A 23,739-nucleotide genomic window follows, 5' to 3' on the forward strand; every position below is an offset into this window, starting at 1 on the left:
CCAGCGAAACTGACCCTGGCTCACGGCACCCCATGGTCTGCGGTCGATATGCGCGTGTTCGGGCAGCTAGGCATGTGATGCAGATACGAACACCGTACATACATCACCGTCGAAAGATAGCTCTATCATAACATAAATGATCCTGTAATCACAGCTCGATCTGATAATAGACTCGGGGTTCGGGGGTCAGGGTTCAGGGTTCGGTCGCGTACCTGCGCCCCCCGATCCATAAACCCTGGCCCTTGCACCCTGGCCCCTGCCCCCTAAACCCAATACCTTGCAAATAAGCGGCGCGGCAGCTTCTGTGGCATACTTTCGAGTGCCAACCCAGAAAGTTTGACCACAGGAGCCACCGCTCACCACCGGTGGTCGAACCGTCTGGTTCGCAGCTACTGCCAGATGGCAGCGTGCTGCTAACCCCTCGTCAACGCGAGCCTTGCCTTATTTGCAAGGTATTGGGCTTAGACCTGTTCCCACTCCTCACGGCTCACGTCGGCCTGACGAAGTATGGTGGCGAGCAAACCAACGCCAATATCTCCGTGATGCGGATTGGGAATAGTGATGCGCTTCTCCTCGCGCACCATAAAGGCATGGCGACCAGCGGGATAAGGTCCTTGAAAGCCCAAGGCCCGCACAGTCCACGAATCAGACGCACTCGGCTGATGGGCCCAAAGGGTGGCATCAGGCGGCCTCCTGCGTGCGGATAGGCTGGCTCAAGTCGATCCCATCAAGTGGTGGGATGGCGTGTCCCAAACGCAAACCAAGCCAGATCCAATCTTCCAGCGCAGATTGAAGATCCTCGCGACACGCTTCGAGGGTCTCAGCGTGGCCGATCACGCCTTGCAAGCCAGGGATTTCACCAACAAAGCCTTCGTCATCAACCAATAGTTGGTAGGTGGCGCGGCGCATTGCCGCCGCAATGTAGGCACTCAGCATGGCTCTTCCTCTCGTTGAGCATGTTCCGCTCGCAGCATCTTCGCTCGCATTGTAGCACGGCCCGCTCGATCACCTCAACACGTACTGCATTGGCGCAGCCTGCCGCACTAATCCCTTCAGTTCAAGCAGGGTCAGGGCCCCCGCCGTCGCCTGCGCCGTCAGATTCGCTTCGCGGCTCAGTTCATCAATATGGCACGGTGTGTAGCTGAGCAGGCCAAGCAGCGCCGTTTCGATCGGATCAATCGGCAATTCGCTCCGTGCTTCGCGCTGCACACTCGCGCTGGTGAGATCGAGGTCGGCGAGCAGATCGTCAGCCGAACGGACAAGCGTTGCACCGTCGCGGATCAGCCGATGACAGCCGGCACTCTGGCGGGAGAAGATCGGCCCCGGCAACGCAAAAACCTCGCGCCCCTGATCGAGCGCAAAGCCCACGGTAATCAAAGCGCCACTCTTTTCGCCCGCTTCGATCACCAGCGTTGCCCGGCTTAACCCACTGATGATGCGATTGCGCGGCGGGAAATTCGCTGCCACCGGCATCGTCCCCAAAGGATAGTCACTGATCAATGCGCCCTGCTCGATGATGCGCTGCGCCAGGCGCTGGTTGCGTTCGGGGTAGGGCTGATCAACCCCACTGCCCAGCACCGCAAGCGTGCGCCCACCCGCCTCCAGCGCCGTCTCGTGGGCCAACGTATCCACACCAAGCGCCAAGCCGCTTATAATAGAGACACCCGCACGGGCCAGGCCATCAGTCAGGCGCATCGTCGCCTCACGTCCATAGGTTGTCGGCGCACGGGTACCAACCAGAGCAATCGACCAATCATCGGCCGGCGTCAATGCGCCGCGCACATAGAGCAGCGGTGGGGCAGCGGGGATATTGCGCAGCAAGTGAGGATAGGCCGCATCATCAATCGTCAGCAACGTCACCCCGGCCCGCGCCGCCCGTTCCAACTCGGCATCGAGGTCAAGCCGCGTGCGCACCGCCATCAGCGACGCACTCGTCTTGCCTTCGATCCCAGCGGCAGCCAGCGCAAACGCATCGGCATGCCAGGCCGCCTCCAGCGAGCCACACTGCTCAACCAGGCGCGCCAGGCGGATCGGGCCAATACCCGGCACAAGATTGAAACCAAGATAATAGCGCGTATTTGTCATAGCATCGGTCTTCTCAACAAGCTAGGGCAACCCTCGTTCTAGAGTTATACCGCTGCCAGACCAATTTTGATACGGGTGCGGGGGGGTAATAGTAGGACGATTGCATCATACGAAACCGGATACAAACATACGCGCTATGTGGCAGCATGTGCATGCAACCAGCGGCGCAAACGGCGGCCCCCGGCCCTGTAGGGGCACCCGCAAGGGGTGCCCCTACAGAGCCGGGGGCCGGGCCCGGTGTACGGGCACCCCTTGCGGGTGCCCTGGTGGGGTGCATTACACGGAAGATGCAATCGCCCTGGGGGTAATAGTCTATAACGTACGTTTGCCTCTACCAGCGGGGCTTCGACAGGCTCAGCCTCCGTCCGTTCGCAACGCCCATCGTCCGCCGTTGGCTGAGCTTGTCGAAGCCAATCCCTAGAGCAGAAAACTTAGGTTACACACCAGTAAGTAGTGCCGACTTCAGTCGGCTTCCAGTTCAGCCGACTGAAGTCGGCACTACCCTCTAAAGCTGATCCGGCCCTTCTGAAACCATGTCAAAGGAGAATACCAAAATGTCACACGAAGAAGAGCTCGCTGAACAAGCCCGCTTGATCGCGTGGCTCCAAGAGCAACTCGAACATCAGCGCGCCGTCAATGCCGAGCTCCGGCGGGCTGTGGCCGATCTGGCGCGCACCTTTCAAGAATCGCTGGCCGCCGCGTACGAGGCCGGCGAAAGCGGCGATCTCGAAGCGATTCGCCGCATCACCAGGGCCAATCAGCAACACTGGCAGAGCTACCTCCAGCAGATTGTCGCCGCCGCCCGGCGCGAAAAGTGAGTTATGCCGATCTAAGGCGCAATCATGCTCTGCAGCAAGGCACTCAAGCCCTGACGCGCCGCTTCACCATTGGCCGTGCCATCGGTATAGACGGCCCCGGCGCGCTGCGGGGTCAGTTGGGCGCTAAACGTGCGAAATTCAGGGAGGGACGCCAGTTGATCGGTGCTTGCGCCCGGTTCGACGGCGACCATCGCTTCGATCGCTTCACGCCGATTGCTAAAGACCACATAGTGGTCAACGAGCGCAAAAGCGGTGATCAGACTCGGTGCGCCACCCTCCTGGGCATAGATCGTCACCTCACCAATCGTTGTGGCCTGCAAGGTCTCGCCACGCGCCTCGCGGGCCGTGCGATGCTTTTCAAGGAACGCACTTGCCTGCGGATCATTCTTTGAACCAAAGAGCAAGACGACCTCGGCGTCATTGAGAAAAGCCGTACGATCAGCAACACCTTGCAACGATCCTGCCTCCACATCGCGCACCGCCACGATCATCTCGCTACCGAGCCACGTGCCAATATTGCCCTCAAGCGGCACCCCGGCCAGAGCCTCCACCGGTTCCAGCAGCGCCGCCGGATCGCTGATCCCAAAGCCTTCGCGCAGGGCGCGCTGCAACTGATTCACGTCAACCACCCCACCAACATTCGGGGCCAGTGCCGCATAAAGCTGCGTATCAACCGGCAACAACTCACCCGCTGAAGGGCCACGCGTCGCCAACAGAATCCAGGCAAACAACCCCCCGCCAATCAGCATCGAAACCAGGGTAATCACCGCTCCACCAGCCACAGCATACCCCAGGCTATGCTCACGCGGGGCGCGTCCAGGCATTGTTTGAGAAGACATAGCGCTCTACTTTCACAGATCCACCAGAGAAGCAGTCCTGGCAAACACTGTAGCGCAGTCGCGTCATTCATGCAAACGGCGGGCGATAGTTCACGCATCTCCGCTGGTCGGCAGAGCTAGCTCTGCCGACCAGCGAAACACTTACACCCGCACCACTCGCGTGCGAAGCATATGGAAAACCCAGGCCAGGAAGAAGCTGCCCGTGCAGGCCAGCACAATCGCTGCACCCGAGGCGACGTTGGCGTAGTATGAAGCGTAGAGCCCGATCACCGATGAACTGATGGCGATCACGGCGGCAAGCAGCATCATTCGCGGGAGTCGGTTGGTGAGCAGGGCCGCCGCCGCCGCCGGTGTGACCAGTAAGGCGCTTGTCAAGACAACACCGACGATCTGGATGCAACTGACGACCGTGAAAGCCAGCAAGATCAAGAGTAGGGTGCGGAGACGATCAGCACGCAAGCCAATGCCCTCGGCATAGGTTGGGTCGTAGCTGGTCAGTTCCAGTTCTTTGTGCAGCAAGGCCAGCGTGAGCAGTACCCCCACGGCAATTGCGGCGGTGATATACAGATCGCCCAGGCGGACCCCCAGCACATTGCCAAATAAGATATGGCTTAGGTCGCGAAAGCTGTTCATCCGGCTCATCAGCAGAATGCCAAGGGCAAACATGGCCGTGAAGAGCACGCCGATCGCCGTATCTTCGCGGACGACCCCGCGCCGCGAGACCCATCCTATGCCCAGGGCGGTCAGAAGCCCGGCGGCAATCGCGCCGCCAAAGAGGTTCCAGCCATTCAGAAACGCAACGACGAGTCCGGGCAGCACGGTATGCGCCAGCGCATCGCCAATAAATGCCATCCGGCGCAAGACAACATACGAGCCCAGCGCGGCACAGGTGATGCTCACCAGAATAGCCGCCGCCAGGCCGATCCGCATAAAGGTGAAACTAAATGGTTCGAGTAGCCAGTTGATCATAACGCGGTGCTTTGGCCGGGGCCAGGCGACGACCAGTCTCCTCAATCACACGATCAGTCTGCAAAGCCCCGCTCTCAAGACTGATGACACGGTCAAATTCATCATCAAGGCGATCCAGATGGTGCGTGGCAACCAGCGCAGTCCGGTTCTCACGACGCAGATCGGCAAGCACCCCGGCAATGATCGCCCGACTCGGCGCATCAACGGCACTCAGCGGTTCGTCGAGCAACAAGAGATCTGCCTCTTGCACGAGCGCCCGCGCCAGCAACGCACGCTGCTGCTGCCCTCCCGAAAGCTGGCTGATCTGCCGTTCGGCCAGTTCCTCTAACCCGAGCCGTTCCAGCACCTGCATCACCATGGCCCGATCGTTCGGCCCAGGACGGCGCATCCAGCCGAGATGCACATAGCGCCCGGCAAGCACCATCTGCTTCACGCTCACTGGAAACCGCCAGTCAACATCGCCCCGCTGCGGCAGGTAGGCCACCCGGTGATGGCACGCCCCCACCGGATGCCCATAGATGCGGATCGTGCCGGCCTGCGGGTGCAACAGGCCCGCCACCGTTTTGAGCAGGGTGCTCTTGCCCGAGCCATTGGCCCCAACCAGGGCCACCCGCAACCCGCTGGCAATTTTGAGTGAGACATGATCGAGCGCTGGCTCTGACGAGCCAGGGTAGTTTACCACTAGTTGCTCGAGCTCAAGCGCCAAAGCATCGGCAATCGGGTGGACATGATGCCGGCCACTATATGTGAAAGCCATATGTTGTCCTCTTAAACCCAATACCTTGCAAAGAAGGCGGCTGTTTTGACGCAAAGGCGCAAAGGTTTTCGCGTAGGTGAGCTTCACCCTTCGCGTCTCGCGCCTTCGCGTGAGCTTATTTGAAAAGTATTGCTCTTATACCCTGCCCGCTTGCCTGGGCGCCCCGTGGTGCGCCCAGGCAAGCGGGCTCCTCGCTACTCGGCCAATGCATTGACAATCGTGGTGGCATTGTGCTGGATCATCGCCACATATGTGCCTGCAGAACCACCCGGCTGGCTGAGCGCATCGGTATGCAGGTCTGTCACCAGGGTCACCCCGGCTTCGCGGGCGATCGTCTCCATCAACGTCGGATTCGACACATTGTCGGCAAAGATAGCCGACACTCCGACAGCGCGAATTTCATTGACCAGCGCAGCAAGGTCTCCTGCTGCCGGATCGGCATTTTCGGTTGTGGTACCAAGCGCTGTGCCGACAACCGTGAAGTCGTAACGATCGGCAAAGTAGGCAAAGGTGTCGTGGGTCGTGACCAGTTTGCGTGCTTCTACCGGCAGCCGACTCACTTCAGCCTGGACAAACGCATCCAGCGCCGTCAGTTCTGCCAGATATCGCTCGGCATTGAGTTGATAGGTATCGGCGTTGGCCGGATCAGCCTCGCTCAAGGCATCGCGGATCACTTCAACCATCAACATTGCATTATTGGGGTCTTGCCAGATGTGCGGATCATACTCGCCGTGGCTATGCCCATGGTCGTCGTGATCCTTCTCGTCGTGATGCGCTTCCTCGCTGTGGCTATGCCCTTCACCCCGTTCCCAGACAAGCGTGAGCAGCGTTTCGGCCTGCGGGCCAAACTGCACGACATAGCTCCCAGGCTCAAGATCAAAGGTATAGACAACCTTGACGGCATCGCACCCTTCGCTGATCGGTTCAACCGACTCGGGAACGAGAGGCGTGTCACCTGCAAAAAGCGTCAGGGGTGTCTCGCTGCCAAGAAAGAAGAGCACATCACCGTCGCGGTCTTGCTCAAAGGCGACAAAACCTTCGCCATTGCTCAGTGTAAGATCGTAGCGCGTATGATCGTCGGGCATCACCGCCGTCGCCTCGGCGGACGTTGCAGCCGCCGTCACAGCCACCGGGTCATCGCCAAAGTGCTTGCAGGCATGGGCCAGGCCATCATCGTGCGCATGGTCATCATCGTGCGCATGGTCATCATCGTGCGCGTGCTCTTCATCGTGCGCACTATGCCCCTCGCCCGCAGGCAGCGGCGTCACACGCTCGGCAAGCTCGACCCGTGGTGCCTGCGACCCTGATGCTTCATAGAGCGCATCAAACCAGGTTTCAAATTCCAGACCATTCTCAATAATCAGATCTGCCCCAGCCAGCGTCACACTATCGCGAGGCACAGGCTGGTAGACATGCGGGTCACTATCTGGCCCAACCAACACCGTCAGGTCAATCAGATCACCGGCCACATTCGTCACCAGATCCCCAAGAATGCTAAAGGTCGCGACAACCTTCAGCTTTGAGGAAGCATCGGTTGGTGGCGTTGTAGCCTCGGTACCCGGTGCAGCCTCAGTCGCTGCGGTCGGTGCAGCCGTTGGTGTCTGGGCGGCTGGCGAAGCGCCACACGCAGCCAGCAAGAACGTCAACACGGCAAAGAGACTCACAAGTACCCGTCGTTTGCTCGGCAAAAGCATCTGCATACCCCCTAAGATCTTCATCGAGACCCGCGCCTGATAGGCGCTAAACGCCGCCTGTAATGAGATATTGTATCAAAAACACCTGACATAGAGTATCATTTACAGGGTAAATTGTCAAGAATGATAGTCAGTATCATCATGATCGTGTTACAATCTTCCTGTTTCCTAGCTCCTTACTGTCATGAGGCATATGATGAGTCGTCTCCTCAAACAACAACAAGCGCTCCTCCCTGCGCCAGCCCACGAGATCGCTGAGCAAATGGCTGAGGCAGGGTACAAAGTGACCCAGCCACGCCTCGCGGTCTTACGAGCGGCTGTTGCGCTCGATAAAGCGTTTACGGTGCATGAACTTGAACAGTGGTTATTGCAACGCAACGAGTCGCCCGGCATCGCCAGTATCTTTCGTACCGTCAAGCTCCTCTGCGATCTTGAACTCTTTCAGCGGATCCACGGTCTCGAAGATTGTCACCGCTACAGCATTAGCGGGGGCCACGCGCACCACCTGATCTGCGTCTCGTGCGGGGCGCTCCAGAGCTTCGATAACTGTGGGTTGCGCGATCTCATCACGACGCTCGAGCAGCAAACGGGGTACCACATCAACGATCATGTCCTCGAACTCTTTGGGCGCTGCCCACGTTGCCTGGCGGTGTAATGTCCTGGATACCAGGCTATTGACAAGGATGGGTAGCCCGCGTATAGTGCTATAGCGAATTGCGTGCCGCAGTTTGTTACTATTCTTGGTTTAGCCTGGGGCGCTATGGGAGACAAACTTGTTATCGTCGAGTCGCCGTCGAAGGCGAAGACGATCCAGAAATATCTTGGTCGTGGGTATCGGGTCACTTCGAGTATGGGCCATGTGCGCGATTTGCCCAAGAGTGATCTGGCGATTGATGTCGAGCACAATTTTCAACCTGTCTATGAGGTGACCAAAGAGAAGGTCGTGAGTGAATTGCGCCAGGCGATGCGCAACGCTGATGCGATCTATCTCGCGACTGACCCCGATCGTGAGGGTGAGGCGATTGCTTGGCATATTACCGAGGCGATCAAGCCCGGGCGTACGCCTGTCCATCGCGTTGTGTTCCAAGAGATTACGCGCAATGCGGTGCAACAGGCACTCGATCATCCCCGCGCGATTAATGAGAATCTGGTCAATGCCCAGCAAGCGCGCCGGGTGCTCGATCGGCTCGTTGGCTATCAACTGAGCCCATTGCTCTGGGATAAGGTCAAGCGTGGGCTTTCCGCTGGCCGGGTGCAGTCAGTCGCGGTGCGTCTGATTGTTGAACGTGAGCAAGAGGTCGAGAGCTTTGTGCCCGTTGAGTACTGGACGATCGAGGCTGATCTGCTCAAGACCGGGGGAACCGCCCCGCGCGATGCGTTCCGTGCGACGCTGATCGAGCGTGCCGGCAAGAAGCTCGATAAGTTCGCGGTACCCGATCAGGAACAGGCCGATGCGATTGTGACTGACCTCGACCAAGCTTCCTATCGCGTGGTGAAGGTAACCCGCAAAGATAAGCGCCGCAGCCCGGCGCCGCCCTTTACGACGTCGACCCTGCAGCAAGAGGCCGGGCGCAAACTCGGCTTTAGTGCCAAAAAGACGATGATGCTCGCGCAGCGGCTCTATGAGGGGGTCGATCTTGGGGGCGACGAGGGCGTCAGCGGCCTGATTACCTATATGCGTACCGATAGTACCAATGTGGCCGGTGAAGCGCAAGCCGAGGCGCGGCGCTTGATCGAAAGCCGCTTTGGGCGTGACTATCTGCCCGATAAGCCCCCTGTGTATAAAACCAAGGCGAAAGGCGCCCAGGAGGCCCACGAGGCGATCCGTCCGACAAGTAGCGAGCGGGCACCCGAGCAGGTCAGTGCGATCCTCGAACGCGATCTCTTCCGCCTCTATGAGTTGATCTGGAAGCGTTTTGTCGCCTCGCAGATGGCACCGGCTATCTTTGATAGTACGACCGTTGATCTTGGGGCCTGGACACCGACAGCGCCAACTGGCAATGCCCCCTATCTCTTCCGGGCAACCGGCTCGGTGCTCAAGTTCCCCGGTTTTCTCGCGGTCTACAATGTCAGCCTTGATGAGGGCGAAGAGGACGAAGATAGCGAGCGCCGTTTGCCTCTTCTCGTCGAGCAGGATCCGCTCGATCTGCTGGAACTTCTGCCCATTCAGCATTTCACCGAGCCGCTTCCCCGCTTTACCGAGGCAAGCTTGGTCAAAGAGCTTGAGCGCCTTGGCATTGGGCGGCCTTCGACCTATGCTTCGATCATTTCAACCATCCAGGAACGTGATTATGTGACGGCTGCCGACAAGAAGTTAATCCCAACGACCCTCGGGCGGGTCGTTACCGAGTTGCTGGTGCTCCATTTTCCTAATATTGTTGACTACGATTTTACGTCGGCCCTTGAACAGCAACTTGATGATATTGCCGATGGATCAAAGGCCTGGATTCCTGTCCTCCACGAATTTTATGCGCCGTTTCAAAAGACCCTCGCTGATGCGAAGGTTGAAATGCGCAATCTCAAGCGCGAAGAGATTGTCACCGATCTCCAGTGTCCCAAGTGTCAACAGGGTCTGCTCGCTATCAAGTTCGGCCGCAATGGTGAATTCCTGGCCTGTACCCGGTATAGCAAAGATGGCGGCCCAGAATCGTGTGATTTCACCAGCGACTTTCATCGCGACAGTGATGGCAAAATCGTCATCGATAAAGCCAGCGCCCCCGAAACCAGCGATGTGATGTGCAATCTCTGCGGGCGGCCAATGGTGATCAAGAAGAGTCGCTTCGGACCCTTCCTCGGCTGTTCAGGCTATCCCGAGTGCAGCAATACGCGCCGCATCGGCAAAGATGGCAAGCCCGTGCCGCTCCCCGAACCCACCGGTGTGGCCTGTCCCAAGTGTCACGAGGGCGAGCTGCTGCGTCGCCGGGGGCGCTTTGGGCGGCCCTTCTTTGGTTGCTCGCGCTATCCAAAGTGCGACTATCTGACCAACAGCCTCGAAGAACTGGCCCCGGTCGAAGCGACACCAGTGCAAGCTGAGAGCAAAGAGAAGGCAACCAAGAAGACACCCGCGACAAAAAAGACGGCCACCAGCAAAAAGGCGGCCACCAGCAAAACGACCCCAACCAGCAAAACGACCACCAGCACAAAAAAAGAGCCTCCCCGTAAGAAGAGCGCCTGAGCGGGCCGCTTACCCCCAACACCTGCGCCGGGCGTGCCCGACGCAGGTGTTTCTGTTCCTATGCCTCGCCACTGGCAAAACGCTCGGTCAGTTCACGTGCTTCATAATCGGTATACTGCTTGGGCGGGGTCTTCATAAAATAACTGCTCGGGCCATCGAGGGCACCGCCAAGGCCACGATCAAGGGCCAGTTTGGCACAACGGATCGCGTCAATCACCACCCCGGCTGAATTGGGCGAGTCCCAGACTTCGAGCTTTAACTCGACGTTGAGCGGCACATCCCCAAAGGTTGTGCCCTCCATCCGAATATAGGCCCATTTGCGGTCGCCCAGCCACGGCACATAATCGCTCGGACCAACATGCACCGAGGCTTCCGGGAGTTCATAGTTCAACTGGCTCGTCACGGCGTTGGTTTTGCTGATCTTCTTGCTCTCGAGCCGCTCACGTTCGAGCATATTCAAAAAGTCGGTATTGCCACCAAAATTGAGTTGATAGGTGCGATCCAGCCGCACCCCACGTTCTTTGAAAAGAGTGGTCAAGACACGGTGGGTAATCGTTGCGCCCACCTGGCTCTTGATATCATCGCCAATGATCGGCAATCGCTTCTCTTCAAACCGACGCCGCCAGTACTCCTGGCTGGCAATAAAGACGGGCACACAATTGATGAAGGCACAGCCAGCCTCAAGGATCTGCTCGACATACCATTTTGTGGCCATTTCGCTGCCGACCGGCAGGTACGAGATGACGACATCCGTTTTGGTCTGCTTGAGAATGCCCACAATATCATCGGTATCACGTGGTGACTTGGTAATGACCTGACTCAAATATTTACCAATCCCATCGTGGGTCATCCCCCGCGACACGGGCACCCCAAGGTGCGGCACTTTGCTAAAAACATAGGTATTGTTTGGCTCAGCAAAAATCGCTTCTGAGAGATCTTTGTCAACTTTGGTATCAGCAATATCAAAGGCCGCCGAAAATTCGATATCGCTAATGTGATACCCGCCCAGCGTTACATGCATGAGCCCTGGAATATCATCGCCCTCGCGGGCCTCACGGTAATAGTGAATGCCTTGCACGAGCGACGAGGCACAGTTCCCAACGCCAATAATCGCGACCCGGATCTTCTTGTTCACAGAATGCATACCTTTCTCATCTAACCTCATACCAGCTATGGTATCTTTTATGGTAACGCAACATGATACAGCGCCTGAACTGCCTTGGCAAGTCTGCAAAGGAAGCGATCTTCAATGATGAATCAGAACGAAGTCGACGTACTCGGCGAGATCCAGGAATATCTGGTGGTCAATCTGGCCGACGAGCTTTATGCCATCCCCGGGATTGCGGTACGCGAAGTCATGCGCTGGCAGACCCCAACGAGTGTCCCCGGAGCGCCTGCGATCATGCCTGGGCTGATTAGTCAGCGTGGCGTGATTTTTCCTGTGATCGATCTGCGCCTGATGCTTGGTCTGACGCTGACCCCCTCAACGCGTGCGACCCGCCTCGTGCTGGTAGAGCACGACGTCACGAGGATGGCCCTGCTTGTCGATAACGTCGTCGATCTTGTGCCCCTGACCATCAAGAGCATCACGCCTCCACCGGCGGCCCTTGAGGCCCAACGGGTACGTCTGCTCGCCGGAGTCACTATCCTTGAAGGAGCAACCCTGGCGGTGCTCAACCTTGGCGCACTGGTCGCGGCCCTCCACGAAACACTCTGAAGCACACCCTGGTGCCTGTTTCGTTCGTTTGTGGCGTATCATAGAGAGTAAGGTGAAGTTACGCGCACGACCCTGGTTGAGTGAGGCGAAGGCTACAATGCTCCTGCTTGAGATCCATATCGCTGACCAGTGCTACCTGGCCCCGCAAACCCACGTCGATCATCTGAGCCAGCTGCTGCCAACGATGGCCCCTGAGCAGGATGCCCGGGGTCGTCCGCTGATCTATGCTGAACTTGGCCCGTTGCTTGGTTATCAAGCGGAGGAAAAGCCCGACCGGCACCATGCCTTGACCGTTACCTTGCGTCGCCGCACCGTGGTCTTGCTGGTTGATCGGGTTGACCGCCTGACGCAGCCAGAAGAGGTGCATCCTTTGCCCGCGCTGATGCGCAAACACCTCGCTCGTCCGTGGTTTACCGGGGCTGTAATCTTTGAACAGCGCTTGCTCCTTGTCCTTGATCTGCAGCGCATTGCGACCGATATCGCCCTCGGGGTTGTGTGAGATCGTGTCTTGATCGGGAATGAAACCTATGCAAACGACAGCAACTGTGGGAAGGTTTGACCATCAGGAAGATGACGAGAAGCTTGTCCTGCTGCTCGATCACCAGAGCATGATGCATCTGTTGAACGCGAGCGGCTTTTCGCTCTCGATCGTCTTTCTCTTTTCGCTGGGTTTTCTGTGGAATTCGGCGAGCATTGGACATCTGACGGTCGGTCTGGTGGCGATGCTGATCATTGTTTCGCTGGTGATGTATGTCGCGGCCTTTTTCCTTATCCGCAAGCGCGAGACGATCCTGGGGCGACGCATCCTTTTCTATGCTATGATTCTTTGTTCCACGATTGGCGTCATCCTCTTCGGTGGTCCGCTTGGGCCTCTCGCTTTTATGTTTCTGGTGCCCGTGATTAGCGCTGGCTTGCTGGGCAATGGGCGCGATAGTTTTTTTGTGGCCGCAGCGACGCTTGTCATCTATATGGGCCTGTTTATAGCCCAGACCAGAAACCTCTACACGCCCCTCGATCTCTCGCCGACGGTTAACGCAGTTATTTTCAGTTTGACGGGCTGTTTCATCGCCTATATGTCGGGTATGAGTGGCCGCGATCTGGCGATGGTCGTCGCCCAGTCACAGCAGCGGGCGCAGCAGTTGATCGAGAAGACTGACCAGTTGATGCAAAAGAATATTCAGCAAATTGAACTGGGCAGTGAACTCGCCGCCGCCGCAGGGCAGTTGCAAGTTGCCTCGCAATCGCAGGCGAGCGGCGCGACCGATCAGGCAAGTGCCGTCTCTGAAGTTTCGACCACCATCGAGGAACTCGGTAGCACGGCCCGCCAGATTGCCCAACTGGCTGACCATGTCTCGCAAGCCGCCCAACAGACGCTCGAAAATCTGAGTAGTGGGCAGGACGCCGTTGATGAGAGCATTCAAGCCATGGAACGCATCCGTGCCCGGGTGTCGGATGTCTCGAACCGCGTGCTCAGCCTCGGCGAGCGTTCGCAGCAGATCGGCGAGATTATTGACTTGATTGACGACATCTCTGACGAGACCCATCTGCTTGCGCTCAATGCGGCGATCGAGGCGGCGGGGGCCGGTGAACACGGGCGACGCTTTGCCGTGGTCGCCGCTGAAGTGAAGAGTCTGGCCAATCGAACACTGGCTGCGGCACGCGAAGTCAAAGGGGTGATCGCCGAGATCCGCCAGGCGACCTCGGCCTCGGTGCTGGCCTCGGAAGAGGGGAGCAAAGAGGTGGAACGAGGGGTCGAACTCGCCCATCGCGCCGGCCAGACGATGGATAATATCGTGATGGTCGCCGAACGGACGGCCCAGAGCGCCGCCGAGATTGGCCTGGCGACCGCCCAACAGCAGAGTGCCAGCGAGCAGGTGGTCGAAACGATGCGCGAGATCGCTGAGGTGGCCCGCCAGACAGCCCTTGGCTCACGGCAGATGGCTGAAGCAGCCGTTACGCTGACCTCGATTGCCGATCGCCTTCACGGAATTGTGGCGAACGAAAAGTAGTAACCGCTATGGATCTGTCGAGCTTCTATCATCAATTTCGTGAAGAGAGCGTCGAGAATGTCCGTGTTCTCGGTGAGGGTTTGTTGAGCCTAGAGCAAGCCACTGATCCGGGCGAACAGCAGGCGACGATTGCCCAGATCTTTCGCGCGATGCATACGATTAAGGGTTCGGCCCGTATGCTCGGGTTTGATGAGGTCGGCCGGTTGGCCCACGAGCTCGAGACGGTGCTGGGCGAGATGCGCCAAGGCAAACGTGCGCTGGAACGCCCGCTCGCCAATGTCTTGCTGCGCAGCGGCGATGCCATCCTGGAACTGATCAATGCCACCATCGAGGGCCGCCCGTGTCCCGTGAATGTCGATGAGCTCATTGGTGGTCTGGGCGATGCGCAGACCGACGCAGCGCCAGCCGCCATGCCGCCAACGGGGGCGCCCGAAGCGCCGCCAGCACCTGCGGCACCTGCACCTCCCAAGGCGGCACCTCCCCCTCGGGGAACTTCGACCAGTGTGACACCCCCTCCATCGACAACCGTGCCCTTAAGCCGGGTGGTCAACCAGCGCCATCAGAACCAGCCGACGATCCGGGTACGGGTTGATCGCCTGGATCGGATGCTCAACCTTGCCGGCGAACTGGTCATCGGCCAGCAGAGCCTAGCAACCCATGGCGAGCAGTGGCAAGTGCTCGAAGATAAATGCGCGCAACAGCGTGCGGCCCTGACAGGGCTAGAAGAAGCGCTCGAAAGCATGGCGCTGACGGGAGCGCAACGCAAACAACTTGCTCAGCATCTGAACAACGTGCATGCCATCAGCCATGATGTACGCGGGTTGGTACACCAAGAGAGTGATCGCGTCATGCGCCACACCAACCAGCACGCCCAACTCGTCAAAGATCTGGAACAGGAGGTGATGCGCGCCCGACTCTTGCCAATTGCGACGGTCTATGCCGGCTTGCCCCGCGCCGTCCGCGATCTCACGCAGACGACCGGCCACGAGGCCAAGATCGAATTGTATGGCGAGACCGTTGAACTTGATCGCAAAGTCCTGGAATTGATCAACGACCCACTCCTCCATCTGGTGCGCAACGCAGTTGATCATGGCATCGAACCACCCAGCGAACGCGAGGCGGCAGGCAAACCACCCTACGGCTTGATTGAGGTGCGCGCCGAAACGGTTGGCGGCAAGGTAAAAATCGTTATCAGTGATGATGGGCGTGGGATGGATCCGCAACGCCTACGTGAGCGCGCCGTGCGGCTCGGGATGCTTTCCGCCGAAGCGGCCGCGCTGATGCCCGATAGCGAAGCCTTCGAACTGATCTTTCAACCCGGGTTTTCGACGGCAGCGCAGATTACCGAGATCTCGGGGCGTGGCGTTGGCATGGATGTCGTGCGCGCCAATCTGACGGATCTCGGTGGACAGGTCGAAGTCGAGTCTGAACTCGGTCACGGGAGTCGCATCATTCTCACGTTGCCCTTGACCCTCGTCACGACACGTGTTTTGCTGGTACGCACAGGGCGGTCGATTTTTGCGCTGCCAGCCACAAGCTGTTATGGTACCGTCTGGGCCTATCACAACGAGATCCGCTCGCTTGAGGGCCAACCAACGATCCTTGTTGAAGAGCGCACGCTCGCCCTGATCGCCCTGGCCGAACTGCTCGGCCTGTCAGAACCATCGCCGTTCAGCCGCCACAGCCGTGTCCCGGCCATTATCACGGGGAGCAACCAGCGCCCCGTTGCGCTACTGGTAGATGAACTGGTCGACGAGCGTGAAGCCGTGGTCAAACCACTTGGCCCCTTGTTCGAGAAGCACCAACACTTCGGCGGGGCCATTCAGCTTGGTGACGGCACCCTGGTGCTGTTGCTCAATCCCGTCCAGGTCATTCAGAACAAACGGAGCAACATCGTTGTCAGCCAGGCCCCGGCCGTCCAGCGTTCTCGGTTGCTGGTGGTGGATGACTCGTTTACTACCAGAGAATTGATCTGCAGCATTTTGCAATCGGCAGGGTATGAAGTAACGCCAGCCGTCGATGGCGCTGATGCCCTCGCACAAATGCAGCAGCAGCCATACGATCTCGTCGTGAGTGACATCGAAATGCCCCGCGTGGACGGTTTTGGCCTCACTAGCCAGATCCGCGCTCATCCGACCACCAGTCGCGTACCGGTCATCCTGATTACGAGCCTGGCCTCAGAAGAACATCGCCGCCGTGGACTGGAGGCAGGCGCACAGGCCTATATTGTGAAGAGTCAGTTCGATCAAGAGAGCCTGCTTGATGTGGTGCAGCAACTGCTTGGCACAACAAACTGACCGGACATCATGACCAGCGGATCATTATAGGGAGGGAGCATGACTCACAAGATTCTTGTCGTCGATGACAGCAAACTCATTACCGATATCGTCAAGATGCGCCTGGAAATGTTTGGGTACGAGGTACGCCTGGCCGGCAGCGGCGAAGAGGCCCTGGCAATGATTGAAGAAGAAGTCCCCGATCTGATGGTGCTTGATGTCCAGATGCCGGGCATTGATGGCTTTGAAGTCTGCCGCCGTGTGCGCAGCAGGCCAGAGCTTGATGAACTGCGTATTATTATGTTAACTTCTAGTGATGAAAAACATGCCGCCTTTGAGGTAGGAGTTGACGATTATCTCAACAAAGATGTCGAGCTCTTCAATCTCCCGAATCGCATCAAGCTGGTGCTTGAGATGTAACCCAGAAATCGGGTTCTTTATGAACAAACCCTTGCGCATTCTCGTCGTTGATGACTCAGCCCTAGCGCGCAGGCTGCTTCGCGAACTTCTGGAAAGCGATCCGCTGGTCGAGGTCGTGGGTGAAGCGTGCAATGGACGTGAAGCGATTGAGATGGTTGTGGCGTTACATCCGGATCTCGTCACGATGGATGTGCGGATGCCAATCATGGATGGGGTCGAGACCACCCGCCAGCTTATGGCCTACCATCCGCTCCCCATCCTTGTGCTGACAACCTCACTCAGTAGTTATGATATTGACATTACCTTTCAGATGCTTGGTGCGGGCGCCCTTGATGTGATGGAGAAACCGCGGCTTGATCAACCAGGGGCTCTCGAAGAGGCACGGCGATCCCTTGTCCGCAAGGTGCGCATGCTCGCCCGCATCCAGGTCGTGACCCATCTGCGCGGGCGGCGCGGCAAGCAGAGTGATACCTATGTTGTGCCCGCCGAAACATCCCCAGCTGCATCCGAGAAACCCGCGCTACCAGTGCCCCCCAAACCACCGGCGCAGCCAGGAGCGAGCATAACTCCACCCTTCAAGCCCATGGCGCCGCCGCTCGCCACAGGCATACCACCGCACACGATGACCCCGATGCGCAGTGCAGCGTGTCGTTTCGATGCCGTGGTGATCGGGGCCTCCACCGGCGGCCCGCGGGTGGTCTGCCAGATCCTGGCGCGTCTGCCAGGTGACTTTGCGGCAACCGTGATTGTGGTGCAACATATCGCACAGGGGTTCAGTACCGGCATGGCTGAATGGCTCAGCGATCAGCTTACCTTGCCGGTTCACCTCGCCACCGAAGGGATGCGCCTGCAAGCAGGCCATGTCTTTCTGGTTCCTGATCAGTTTGATCTGCTCATTCAGCCAAATTGTACCGTTCATCTAAGTGGCTTGCCTCTGTTGATGCAACGTCCGGCGATTGATATTGCGATGCAGTCGGTGGTTGCCGTCTTTGGGGCCGCAACGACCGGCGTGTTGTTGACCGGCATGGGGCGTGATGGTGCCATCGGCATGCGCACGATTCGTCGTGCTGGCGGGTTTACGATTGCCCAGGATGAAGCAACATCGACCATCTTTGGCATGCCACGGGCGGCGATCGAACTTGGGGCCGCCGATCTCGTCTTACCCCCTGAGCGCATTGCAACCACGTTGATTAAGCGCTTTGCACTAGGGCCTCAATGACTATTGGCAAGAGAGTGGAACCTATGTACCCGGCGCTGGCTCGAACCGAACTATTCAAACAACCTGATCCTGTGATCCTGCGGGACATGATTGCAGCCTCCTATGGTATCTATCTGGATGATACACGCACCAGAACGCTGGAAACAGCCATTCAACAACGGAGTCACGCGCTTGGTATGTCGGCTGAGCGTTATACGAACCAACTCAGCAATCAACCTGATCAGCACGAGCTCCAGCTCCTCACGGAAGAATTGCTCAATCACGAAACGCAGTTTTTTCGCAACCGACCCCATATGCAGGCCCTCCGTGAGGTCATCTTGCCCGAGTTGCATCAACGCCTGCCCCCCGATCAACCGCTGCGTCTCTGGAGTGCTGGCTGTGCGACGGGCGAAGAAGCCTATTCACTGGCAATTACCGTCCTTGAAGCGTTAGGCGAGCCATTACCCCGCCCCGTCAGTATCTGGGCGACGGATCTGAGTAGCGCAACCCTCACACGAGCCAAAGCCGGGGTTTATAAAGGGCGGAGTCTGGCACACCTCACCCCGCAGCAACGTGTCCGCTATTTTGAAGCCCACGGGGCTGAATTAACGGTTGCCTCACGGGTGCGATGCCTCGTTCAATTTGATCAATTCAATCTCCTCGACCCGATTCCGGCCCAGGGGCAGGGCATCGATATCCTGTTTTGTCAAAATGTCACGATCTATTTTCAAATCAACACCTGTCGTGCCCTGATGGAACGCTTTTACCATACGCTCAATGATGGAGGCGTTCTCTTTCTTGGGTTTTCCGAGACTCTCTGGAACATTTTTAACAAATTGCGCTGGCGTGAAGTGGGCGAATCCTTTGTCTACTACAAAGACACCGAAAAAACAGGTGCGCAACGGTATCGCCGCACAATCGCCTTGCCCGCCGATCCTGGCCTAACGTCACGCGGGTTGCCTGCGCCAACAGCAGCGTGTCAGCCCGAACTATCCCGCACAACGCGACGCCCTTCACACCCGAGCCAGCCGCCCATCGATCATGGTACGACCAGCGCCATCATTGAGCAGGTACAGAGTTTGCTTGATACAGGCCAGACGGAAGAAGCACTAAGCCTCTTGCAGAGTTTGCCCCTGGTCGGCAGCGCGGCGCCGCAGATCCTCGCCTTGATAGCGCGAGCGCACGCCAACCGGGGCGACTTTGAACTGGCTGGGGCCGAGGCGCATCGCGCACTTGAGTTAAATCCCTTGACGACCGAAGCTTATCTCTTGATCGGGCTAATCTATGTGCGACAGAATCGCCACAGTGCGGCCGTGGTGCAGTTCGAACGAGCGCGGTATCTTGATAATCAATCACCCGTGCTCGCCTTTCATCTTGCCGAGTGTTATCGTCAACTGGGACGACGCGATGATGCCCTCCGCGAATATCGCAATTGTATGCGCCAGTTAACCCTCCATCCGCCCGACAAACTGCTTGATGGCGTCGCGGCACGATGGCTCAGTGAGATATGTTGGCGTTCGATGGAAGAACTACGTCCTGAGCGCAAATACAACCTGTAACCAGTGATGAGCCAGGACTGATGGAGCGAGCTATGTCAGCCAGTGAACAATTACAATTGATGCCGCTCGATCCAGGGATGTACAGCGGGAGTGAGCGTTTAATGGCCGGAACACGGCTGGGGACGGCGTATAGCCAGGGGCTCCGCGCCTATCTGCGAGCAGCGTACCATGATGCGATTGAACATTTCAAAGCCGCCCTGATTGCCGTCTATGTTGATGGTGAAGAGCAAGCGCAAGCCTTTGCCCATGAACGCGCCATTATCTATGTGTATATTGGCAATGCCCTTGCGTTTCAACACGACTGGGCCGCCGCACTACGCGAATACCACGAAGCGACAGAAAGCGATCCGCACCTCGCCGAAGGACATTACAACCTGGGGGTGGCATTTACGGTGCTCACGGAACTTGAAGCAGCCATTGGTGCGTTTCGCGCTGCGCTTGAAGCGAATCCGCACCTCTACGAAGCCCATTTTGCCCTGGCGCGCTGCTATCAACAAGCTGACGATGTGGGGCGGGCCTATATCCATTATAGTCGTGCCTGTGCGCTCCGCCCCAATGCCGCCGAACCCCGCTATCATATGGGCCAGATGCATCAGAGCCGTGGTGCCTACGAACTTGCCCAGCGCTATTTTCAAGAAGCACGGCGCGTCGAACCAACGTTTGTGCCCCCTGATCCTGAAGCCGAAACGCGCGTGCCTGTGGTACGCAGTGACAAAGAGGTGATTGCATGGTACTATCGCCTGAGCGAGGCCTTGAAACACCAGCGGTATGAAGAAGAGGCCGAGCGTATCTATGGGGCCTTGCTGCAATGGCGGCCTGATGAGTATCTGGCCCACTATCGTCTTGGGAATCTGCTGGCCCGTCAGCACCGCTGGGAAGAGGCCCTGGAACACTATCGCTCCGTGCCAGCCGAAGATAGTCGTTTTGTGGCAGCACGCATGCGGATGAGTGCGATCTTGCGCCTTCAACAGAAGACCCGCGAGGCATATGACCTCCTCTTTGCATGTGCCCGGCTCAATCCGAGTGAGGGGCAACTCTTTCTGCAGATGGGCAAACTCCTCTACGATATGAATCTGCCTCTGCAAGCAGTGCGAGCCTTTGAACGGGCAGTGCAGTTGTTGCCCAATGATCCTCAGGCGCACTATCTGCTCGGTTTTATGTATAACCTGCTCGGTCGTGAGAGTTGGGCGCTCGCAGCGTGGCGGAAGGCCGTCAACCTGGCCCCCGAGGCCCAATCGCTGCGCTATGATCTGGGCTATCTGTATGTACGACGTGGGTACTACGATCTGGCGGTACGGGAATTTCAGCAAGTGCTGGCGCACTGGCCCGACGATTTGGAAACGAATTTTATCCTTGGGATCTGCCATAAGGAACTGACCGAACCCAATCGTGCGATTCCCTTTTTCGAAAAAGTCTTGCGGCGCAACCCTCATCACGCCCAGGCACTCTATTATCTGGGGGCTTGTTATCTTCAGATTGGCAACACGTCCCTGGGTAAAGCCTATCTGCATCGGTATGATGCCCTTATGCGTGGCCAAGAGTCACCTATTACGCCGCTCTCGGTGATGCGTCACAAAACGGACATGCTCCGTTCAGACACGCGCTCGGGGTAAGCGTGTAAATCTTTGCTACAGAGAATAGTAAAATCCTGCATCCTGATTGGCAGGAATATGGTATAGTTTGCAGCAGGATCAACTGGGACAAGAGCGAGGCTGATGTGACGAATACGGTGATGGTTGTAGAAGACGAGCCAGCAACTCGTCGGCTCTATCGTTTTCTGCTCGTGAATAGCAACTTCACAGTACTTGAGGCCGAAGATGGTATTACCGCGCTGGAGATACTGTCAAGCCACCCCTGCGATGTCATTATCACCGATATGAATATGCCGCGCATGGGTGGCATTGAGCTAACCCGAACGCTACGCGACCAGGGTTCCGAGGCCTATATTATCATGGTCACCGCGTTTGGCTCACGCGATATCGAAAAGCAGGCGCTGCAGAGTGGGGTCAATGAGTATCTGACCAAGCCGATTGATTTTGAAGATCTTGATCGGCGCGTCAAAGCCTATTTTGCCCGTCAGCCGTAACCCTGCGGGGAAAACTCGGCTATGCATGTTGTGCAGATCTACAAAGATTACCCCCCGGTAACCGGGGGGATCGAGCATCATCTGGCCCTGCTCGCCGAGGGGCTCGTGGCGCGTGGTCATCAGGTGACGGTTCTCATCAGCGCCCCTGGGCTGCGCCCACGCTCGTATGAAGAGCGCGGTGTGCGCATCATTGCCGTCGGGCGGCTGGCGACAGTCGCGTCAACCCCTCTGAGTCCGGCTCTCCCGCAGCAACTGGCCCGCCTGCGCCCCGATCTGATCCATCTGCACCATCCCTATCCTCCTGGCGATCTGGCGATCCTGCTGGCCGGTCGGCGCACGCCCTTTGTCGTGACCTATCATAGCGATATTATCCGCCAGCGCCGCTTGAAACTGGTGGTAGCGCCATTGGTGCGCCGCACGTTGCGTAACGCTGCCCGCATTGTGGTTGGTAGCCCGGCGTATATGCACTCATCGCCATGGTTAGCTCCGATCGCTACACACTGCCGCGTCGTGCCGTATGGGTTACCTCTCGAACGCTTTGGTCAGGCTGATCAACGCCTGGTCACCGCGCTCCAGGCCCGCTACCCAGGCCCGCTCGTGCTCTTTGTTGGCCGGTTGCGCTATTATAAAGGGGCCGAGGTGCTGGTGCGGGCTATGGCGAACGTGCCAGGCCAGGCGATCTTTGTCGGCGCTGATGCGACGGTGCGTCGGGCCAATCTGATCGAACTGGCACGCCAACTCGGGGTCGCCGAGCGCGTGCATTTTGTTGGGGCCCAGGATGACGAACATCTGCGCGCGTTTTACCACGCAGCAACCGTTTTTGTCCTGCCCTCGCTTGAACGAAGCGAGTCCTTTGGCCTTGTCCAGGTCGAAGCCCAGGCAGCAGGGCTGCCGATAGTCTGCACCGAACTCGGCACGGGGACCAGTTATGTGACCAGACACGGAGAGACAGGCATTGTTGTGCCGCCCGGCGATGAGCAAGCCCTGGCACGGGCCTTACGCCTCTTGCTAGCCAACCCAACCCTTGCCCAGGCTTACGGCAACGTTGGACGCCTCCGCGCCGCACGCGAGTTTAGTCTCGCCACGATGCTCGATCGCGTCGAAGCGGTCTATGCCGAGGCGATCAGGCGATGAGTCTCCGCGTACGCATCGTCGTTTGCCTCGCGATCGGGTTGGTAAGCGGAGTGATGTGCAGCCTCTATCAGGGGGCCTTTGCGCGGGGGGCCGGTGATCTTGGGATGCCGTTGTGTATGGGCCAAGCCCTGCTTGCCGGCGCTGATCCGTATGCTGTCTGTCAGGGATTTCAGAGTGACGGCGTTACGCCAAATACGGCGAATCCGCTAACCACGGTAGTCATTAGCTTGCCACTGCTCTGGCTACCGCCTAGCATTGCTGCCGGGGTCTTTTTTGGTCTTAGTTCAGGCTTGCTCGCCTGGGGCTTGACGCGGACTGGTGACTGGTGGCGCTTGTTGACCTTGCTCGCCCTGCCCTACTGGCAGGCGCTGGTGACCGTGCAATGGTCACCGCTGTTGCTGGCAGTCTGGTTCTGGCCTGCGCTGCTGGCCCTGACGCTGGCGAAACCACATGTGGGTGCGGCAGTCGCCCTGACCACCCCGTGGCGACCCTGGCCCGTGGCGATAGGGGTCGTCATTGGGGTCGTGAGTCTGCTGATGATGCCAACCTGGCCCTTCGCGATGGCAGGACGGATTGGAGCAATGGACGACTACCTTGCCCCTCTGTTGATCTTCCCTGGTTTTTTGTTGTTGCTGGCGGGGCTGCAATGGCGTACCCGTGAGGGGCGCTTCTTGTTGCTGTTGAGTCTTGTCCCTCAGCGAGCCTTTTATGATCAACTCCTTGTGTTTGCGGTGCCTCGGACGATGCGGAGCTTGCTTATCCTGGTGCTATGCAGCTGGCTGACCTATTTTGGCTGGTTTTTCTGGCCCGGTTCACCGCTTCCCTGGCTCATTGTGGGGCTCTATCTTCCTGCGCTTGGCATCTTGTTCGTTGACCGCTATACTCTTGCCAAGGAGAGCAAGTGATGCCTGCGACGGGTAATTCCATGTACCGTTGAGGAGGTCGCATGGTCACCCTGAGTACCAAATGGCCTGCGGGCCATTGGCACCGTGAGAAACGAAGC

Annotated in this window: 22 protein-coding genes; 14 read left to right on the forward strand and 8 right to left on the reverse strand. The window is 58.1% G+C overall.

Annotation, left to right across the window (positions count from 1 at the left end):
* Positions 1-461: 461 nt before the first annotated feature.
* From A9Q02_RS03220 to dprA, 3 genes are all read right to left on the reverse strand, one after another.
* Positions 462-626 (reverse strand): type II toxin-antitoxin system HicA family toxin, encoded by a 165-nt coding sequence (locus A9Q02_RS03220; RefSeq protein WP_216361433.1) that lies wholly within the window; start codon positions 624-626, stop codon positions 462-464.
* 55 nt (positions 627-681) lie between these two features.
* The gene (locus tag A9Q02_RS03225; protein WP_097650924.1) at positions 682-936 is read right to left on the reverse strand and encodes a type II toxin-antitoxin system HicB family antitoxin; all 255 of its coding nucleotides are present in this window, start codon (positions 934-936) and stop codon (positions 682-684) included.
* Between the two features lie 69 nt (positions 937-1,005).
* Positions 1,006-2,085: a DNA-processing protein DprA gene (dprA, locus tag A9Q02_RS03230; RefSeq protein WP_097650925.1), complete on the reverse strand. Its 1,080-nt coding sequence runs from the start codon at positions 2,083-2,085 to the stop codon at positions 1,006-1,008.
* Positions 2,086-2,639: 554 nt separating this feature from the next.
* Between dprA and A9Q02_RS03235 the strand changes: the two genes are divergently transcribed.
* Positions 2,640-2,903 carry a DUF2203 domain-containing protein gene (locus tag A9Q02_RS03235; RefSeq protein WP_097650926.1) on the forward strand — a complete coding sequence of 88 codons (264 nt, stop codon included), beginning with the start codon at positions 2,640-2,642 and terminating at the stop codon, positions 2,901-2,903.
* Positions 2,904-2,914: 11 nt separating this feature from the next.
* Here A9Q02_RS03235 and A9Q02_RS03240 read toward each other — a convergent pair whose 3' ends face one another.
* The 4 genes from A9Q02_RS03240 to A9Q02_RS03255 all read right to left on the reverse strand — a co-directional run bounded on the left by A9Q02_RS03240 (position 2,915) and on the right by A9Q02_RS03255 (position 7,168).
* Positions 2,915-3,742 carry a DUF3352 domain-containing protein gene (locus A9Q02_RS03240; RefSeq protein ID WP_097650927.1) on the reverse strand — a complete coding sequence of 276 codons (828 nt, stop codon included), beginning with the start codon at positions 3,740-3,742 and terminating at the stop codon, positions 2,915-2,917.
* A 141-nt stretch (positions 3,743-3,883) separates the two neighbouring features.
* Positions 3,884-4,711 (reverse strand): metal ABC transporter permease, encoded by an 828-nt coding sequence (locus A9Q02_RS03245; protein ID WP_097650928.1) that lies wholly within the window; start codon positions 4,709-4,711, stop codon positions 3,884-3,886.
* Positions 4,683-5,468, reverse strand: a complete 786-nt coding sequence (locus tag A9Q02_RS03250; RefSeq protein ID WP_097650929.1) for a metal ABC transporter ATP-binding protein — start codon at positions 5,466-5,468, stop codon at positions 4,683-4,685. Before A9Q02_RS03250 ends, A9Q02_RS03245 begins: the two co-directional genes overlap by 29 nt.
* 194 nt (positions 5,469-5,662) lie before the next feature.
* Complete coding sequence (locus A9Q02_RS03255; protein ID WP_172450583.1) at positions 5,663-7,168, reverse strand: metal ABC transporter solute-binding protein, Zn/Mn family; 1,506 nt, start codon at positions 7,166-7,168, stop codon at positions 5,663-5,665.
* A 187-nt stretch (positions 7,169-7,355) separates the two neighbouring features.
* Between A9Q02_RS03255 and A9Q02_RS03260 the strand changes: the two genes are divergently transcribed.
* Both A9Q02_RS03260 and topA read left to right on the forward strand, forming a co-directional pair.
* Complete coding sequence (locus tag A9Q02_RS03260; RefSeq protein WP_245860262.1) at positions 7,356-7,817, forward strand: Fur family transcriptional regulator; 462 nt, start codon at positions 7,356-7,358, stop codon at positions 7,815-7,817.
* Between the two features lie 105 nt (positions 7,818-7,922).
* A complete protein-coding gene (gene topA, locus A9Q02_RS03265; RefSeq protein ID WP_097650948.1) occupies positions 7,923-10,337 on the forward strand; it encodes a type I DNA topoisomerase in 2,415 nt (804 codons plus the stop codon).
* Positions 10,338-10,395: 58 nt separating this feature from the next.
* On the opposite strand, the gene A9Q02_RS03270 is transcribed toward topA, so the two are convergent.
* Entirely contained in the window at positions 10,396-11,481 is a 1,086-nt protein-coding gene (locus A9Q02_RS03270) for an inositol-3-phosphate synthase (RefSeq protein ID WP_245860264.1), read from the reverse strand.
* Between the two features lie 105 nt (positions 11,482-11,586).
* On the opposite strand from A9Q02_RS03270, the gene A9Q02_RS03275 reads away from it, so the two are divergent.
* The 11 genes from A9Q02_RS03275 to A9Q02_RS03325 all read left to right on the forward strand — a co-directional run bounded on the left by A9Q02_RS03275 (position 11,587) and on the right by A9Q02_RS03325 (position 23,641).
* A complete protein-coding gene (locus A9Q02_RS03275) occupies positions 11,587-12,054 on the forward strand; it encodes a chemotaxis protein CheW (protein ID WP_097650933.1) in 468 nt (155 codons plus the stop codon).
* Positions 12,055-12,106: 52 nt separating this feature from the next.
* Positions 12,107-12,553 (forward strand): chemotaxis protein CheW, encoded by a 447-nt coding sequence (locus A9Q02_RS03280; RefSeq protein WP_141508683.1) that lies wholly within the window; start codon positions 12,107-12,109, stop codon positions 12,551-12,553.
* A gap of 28 nt (positions 12,554-12,581) precedes the next feature.
* A complete protein-coding gene (locus A9Q02_RS03285; protein WP_245860267.1) occupies positions 12,582-14,063 on the forward strand; it encodes a methyl-accepting chemotaxis protein in 1,482 nt (493 codons plus the stop codon).
* A gap of 8 nt (positions 14,064-14,071) precedes the next feature.
* Positions 14,072-16,360: a hybrid sensor histidine kinase/response regulator gene (locus A9Q02_RS03290; RefSeq protein ID WP_097650935.1), complete on the forward strand. Its 2,289-nt coding sequence runs from the start codon at positions 14,072-14,074 to the stop codon at positions 16,358-16,360.
* A gap of 39 nt (positions 16,361-16,399) precedes the next feature.
* Positions 16,400-16,759 carry a response regulator gene (locus tag A9Q02_RS03295; RefSeq protein ID WP_097650936.1) on the forward strand — a complete coding sequence of 120 codons (360 nt, stop codon included), beginning with the start codon at positions 16,400-16,402 and terminating at the stop codon, positions 16,757-16,759.
* Between the two features lie 19 nt (positions 16,760-16,778).
* A complete protein-coding gene (gene cheB / locus A9Q02_RS03300; protein ID WP_097650937.1) occupies positions 16,779-17,978 on the forward strand; it encodes a chemotaxis-specific protein-glutamate methyltransferase CheB in 1,200 nt (399 codons plus the stop codon).
* A gap of 23 nt (positions 17,979-18,001) precedes the next feature.
* Entirely contained in the window at positions 18,002-19,516 is a 1,515-nt protein-coding gene (locus A9Q02_RS03305) for a CheR family methyltransferase (protein ID WP_097650938.1), read from the forward strand.
* A 32-nt stretch (positions 19,517-19,548) separates the two neighbouring features.
* On the forward strand, positions 19,549-21,129 hold the full coding sequence (locus A9Q02_RS03310) for a tetratricopeptide repeat protein (protein WP_097650939.1): 1,581 nt from the start codon (positions 19,549-19,551) through the stop codon (positions 21,127-21,129).
* Between the two features lie 119 nt (positions 21,130-21,248).
* Positions 21,249-21,602 carry a response regulator gene (locus A9Q02_RS03315; RefSeq protein WP_245860269.1) on the forward strand — a complete coding sequence of 118 codons (354 nt, stop codon included), beginning with the start codon at positions 21,249-21,251 and terminating at the stop codon, positions 21,600-21,602.
* Positions 21,603-21,623: 21 nt separating this feature from the next.
* A complete protein-coding gene (locus A9Q02_RS03320) occupies positions 21,624-22,736 on the forward strand; it encodes a glycosyltransferase (RefSeq protein ID WP_097650941.1) in 1,113 nt (370 codons plus the stop codon).
* Entirely contained in the window at positions 22,733-23,641 is a 909-nt protein-coding gene (locus tag A9Q02_RS03325; RefSeq protein WP_097650942.1) for a hypothetical protein, read from the forward strand. Before A9Q02_RS03320 ends, A9Q02_RS03325 begins: the two co-directional genes overlap by 4 nt.
* Positions 23,642-23,739: the final 98 nt, after the last annotated feature.

The organism is Candidatus Chloroploca asiatica, assembly GCF_002532075.1.
Classification (GTDB): Bacteria; Chloroflexota; Chloroflexia; order Chloroflexales; family Chloroflexaceae; genus Chloroploca; species Chloroploca asiatica.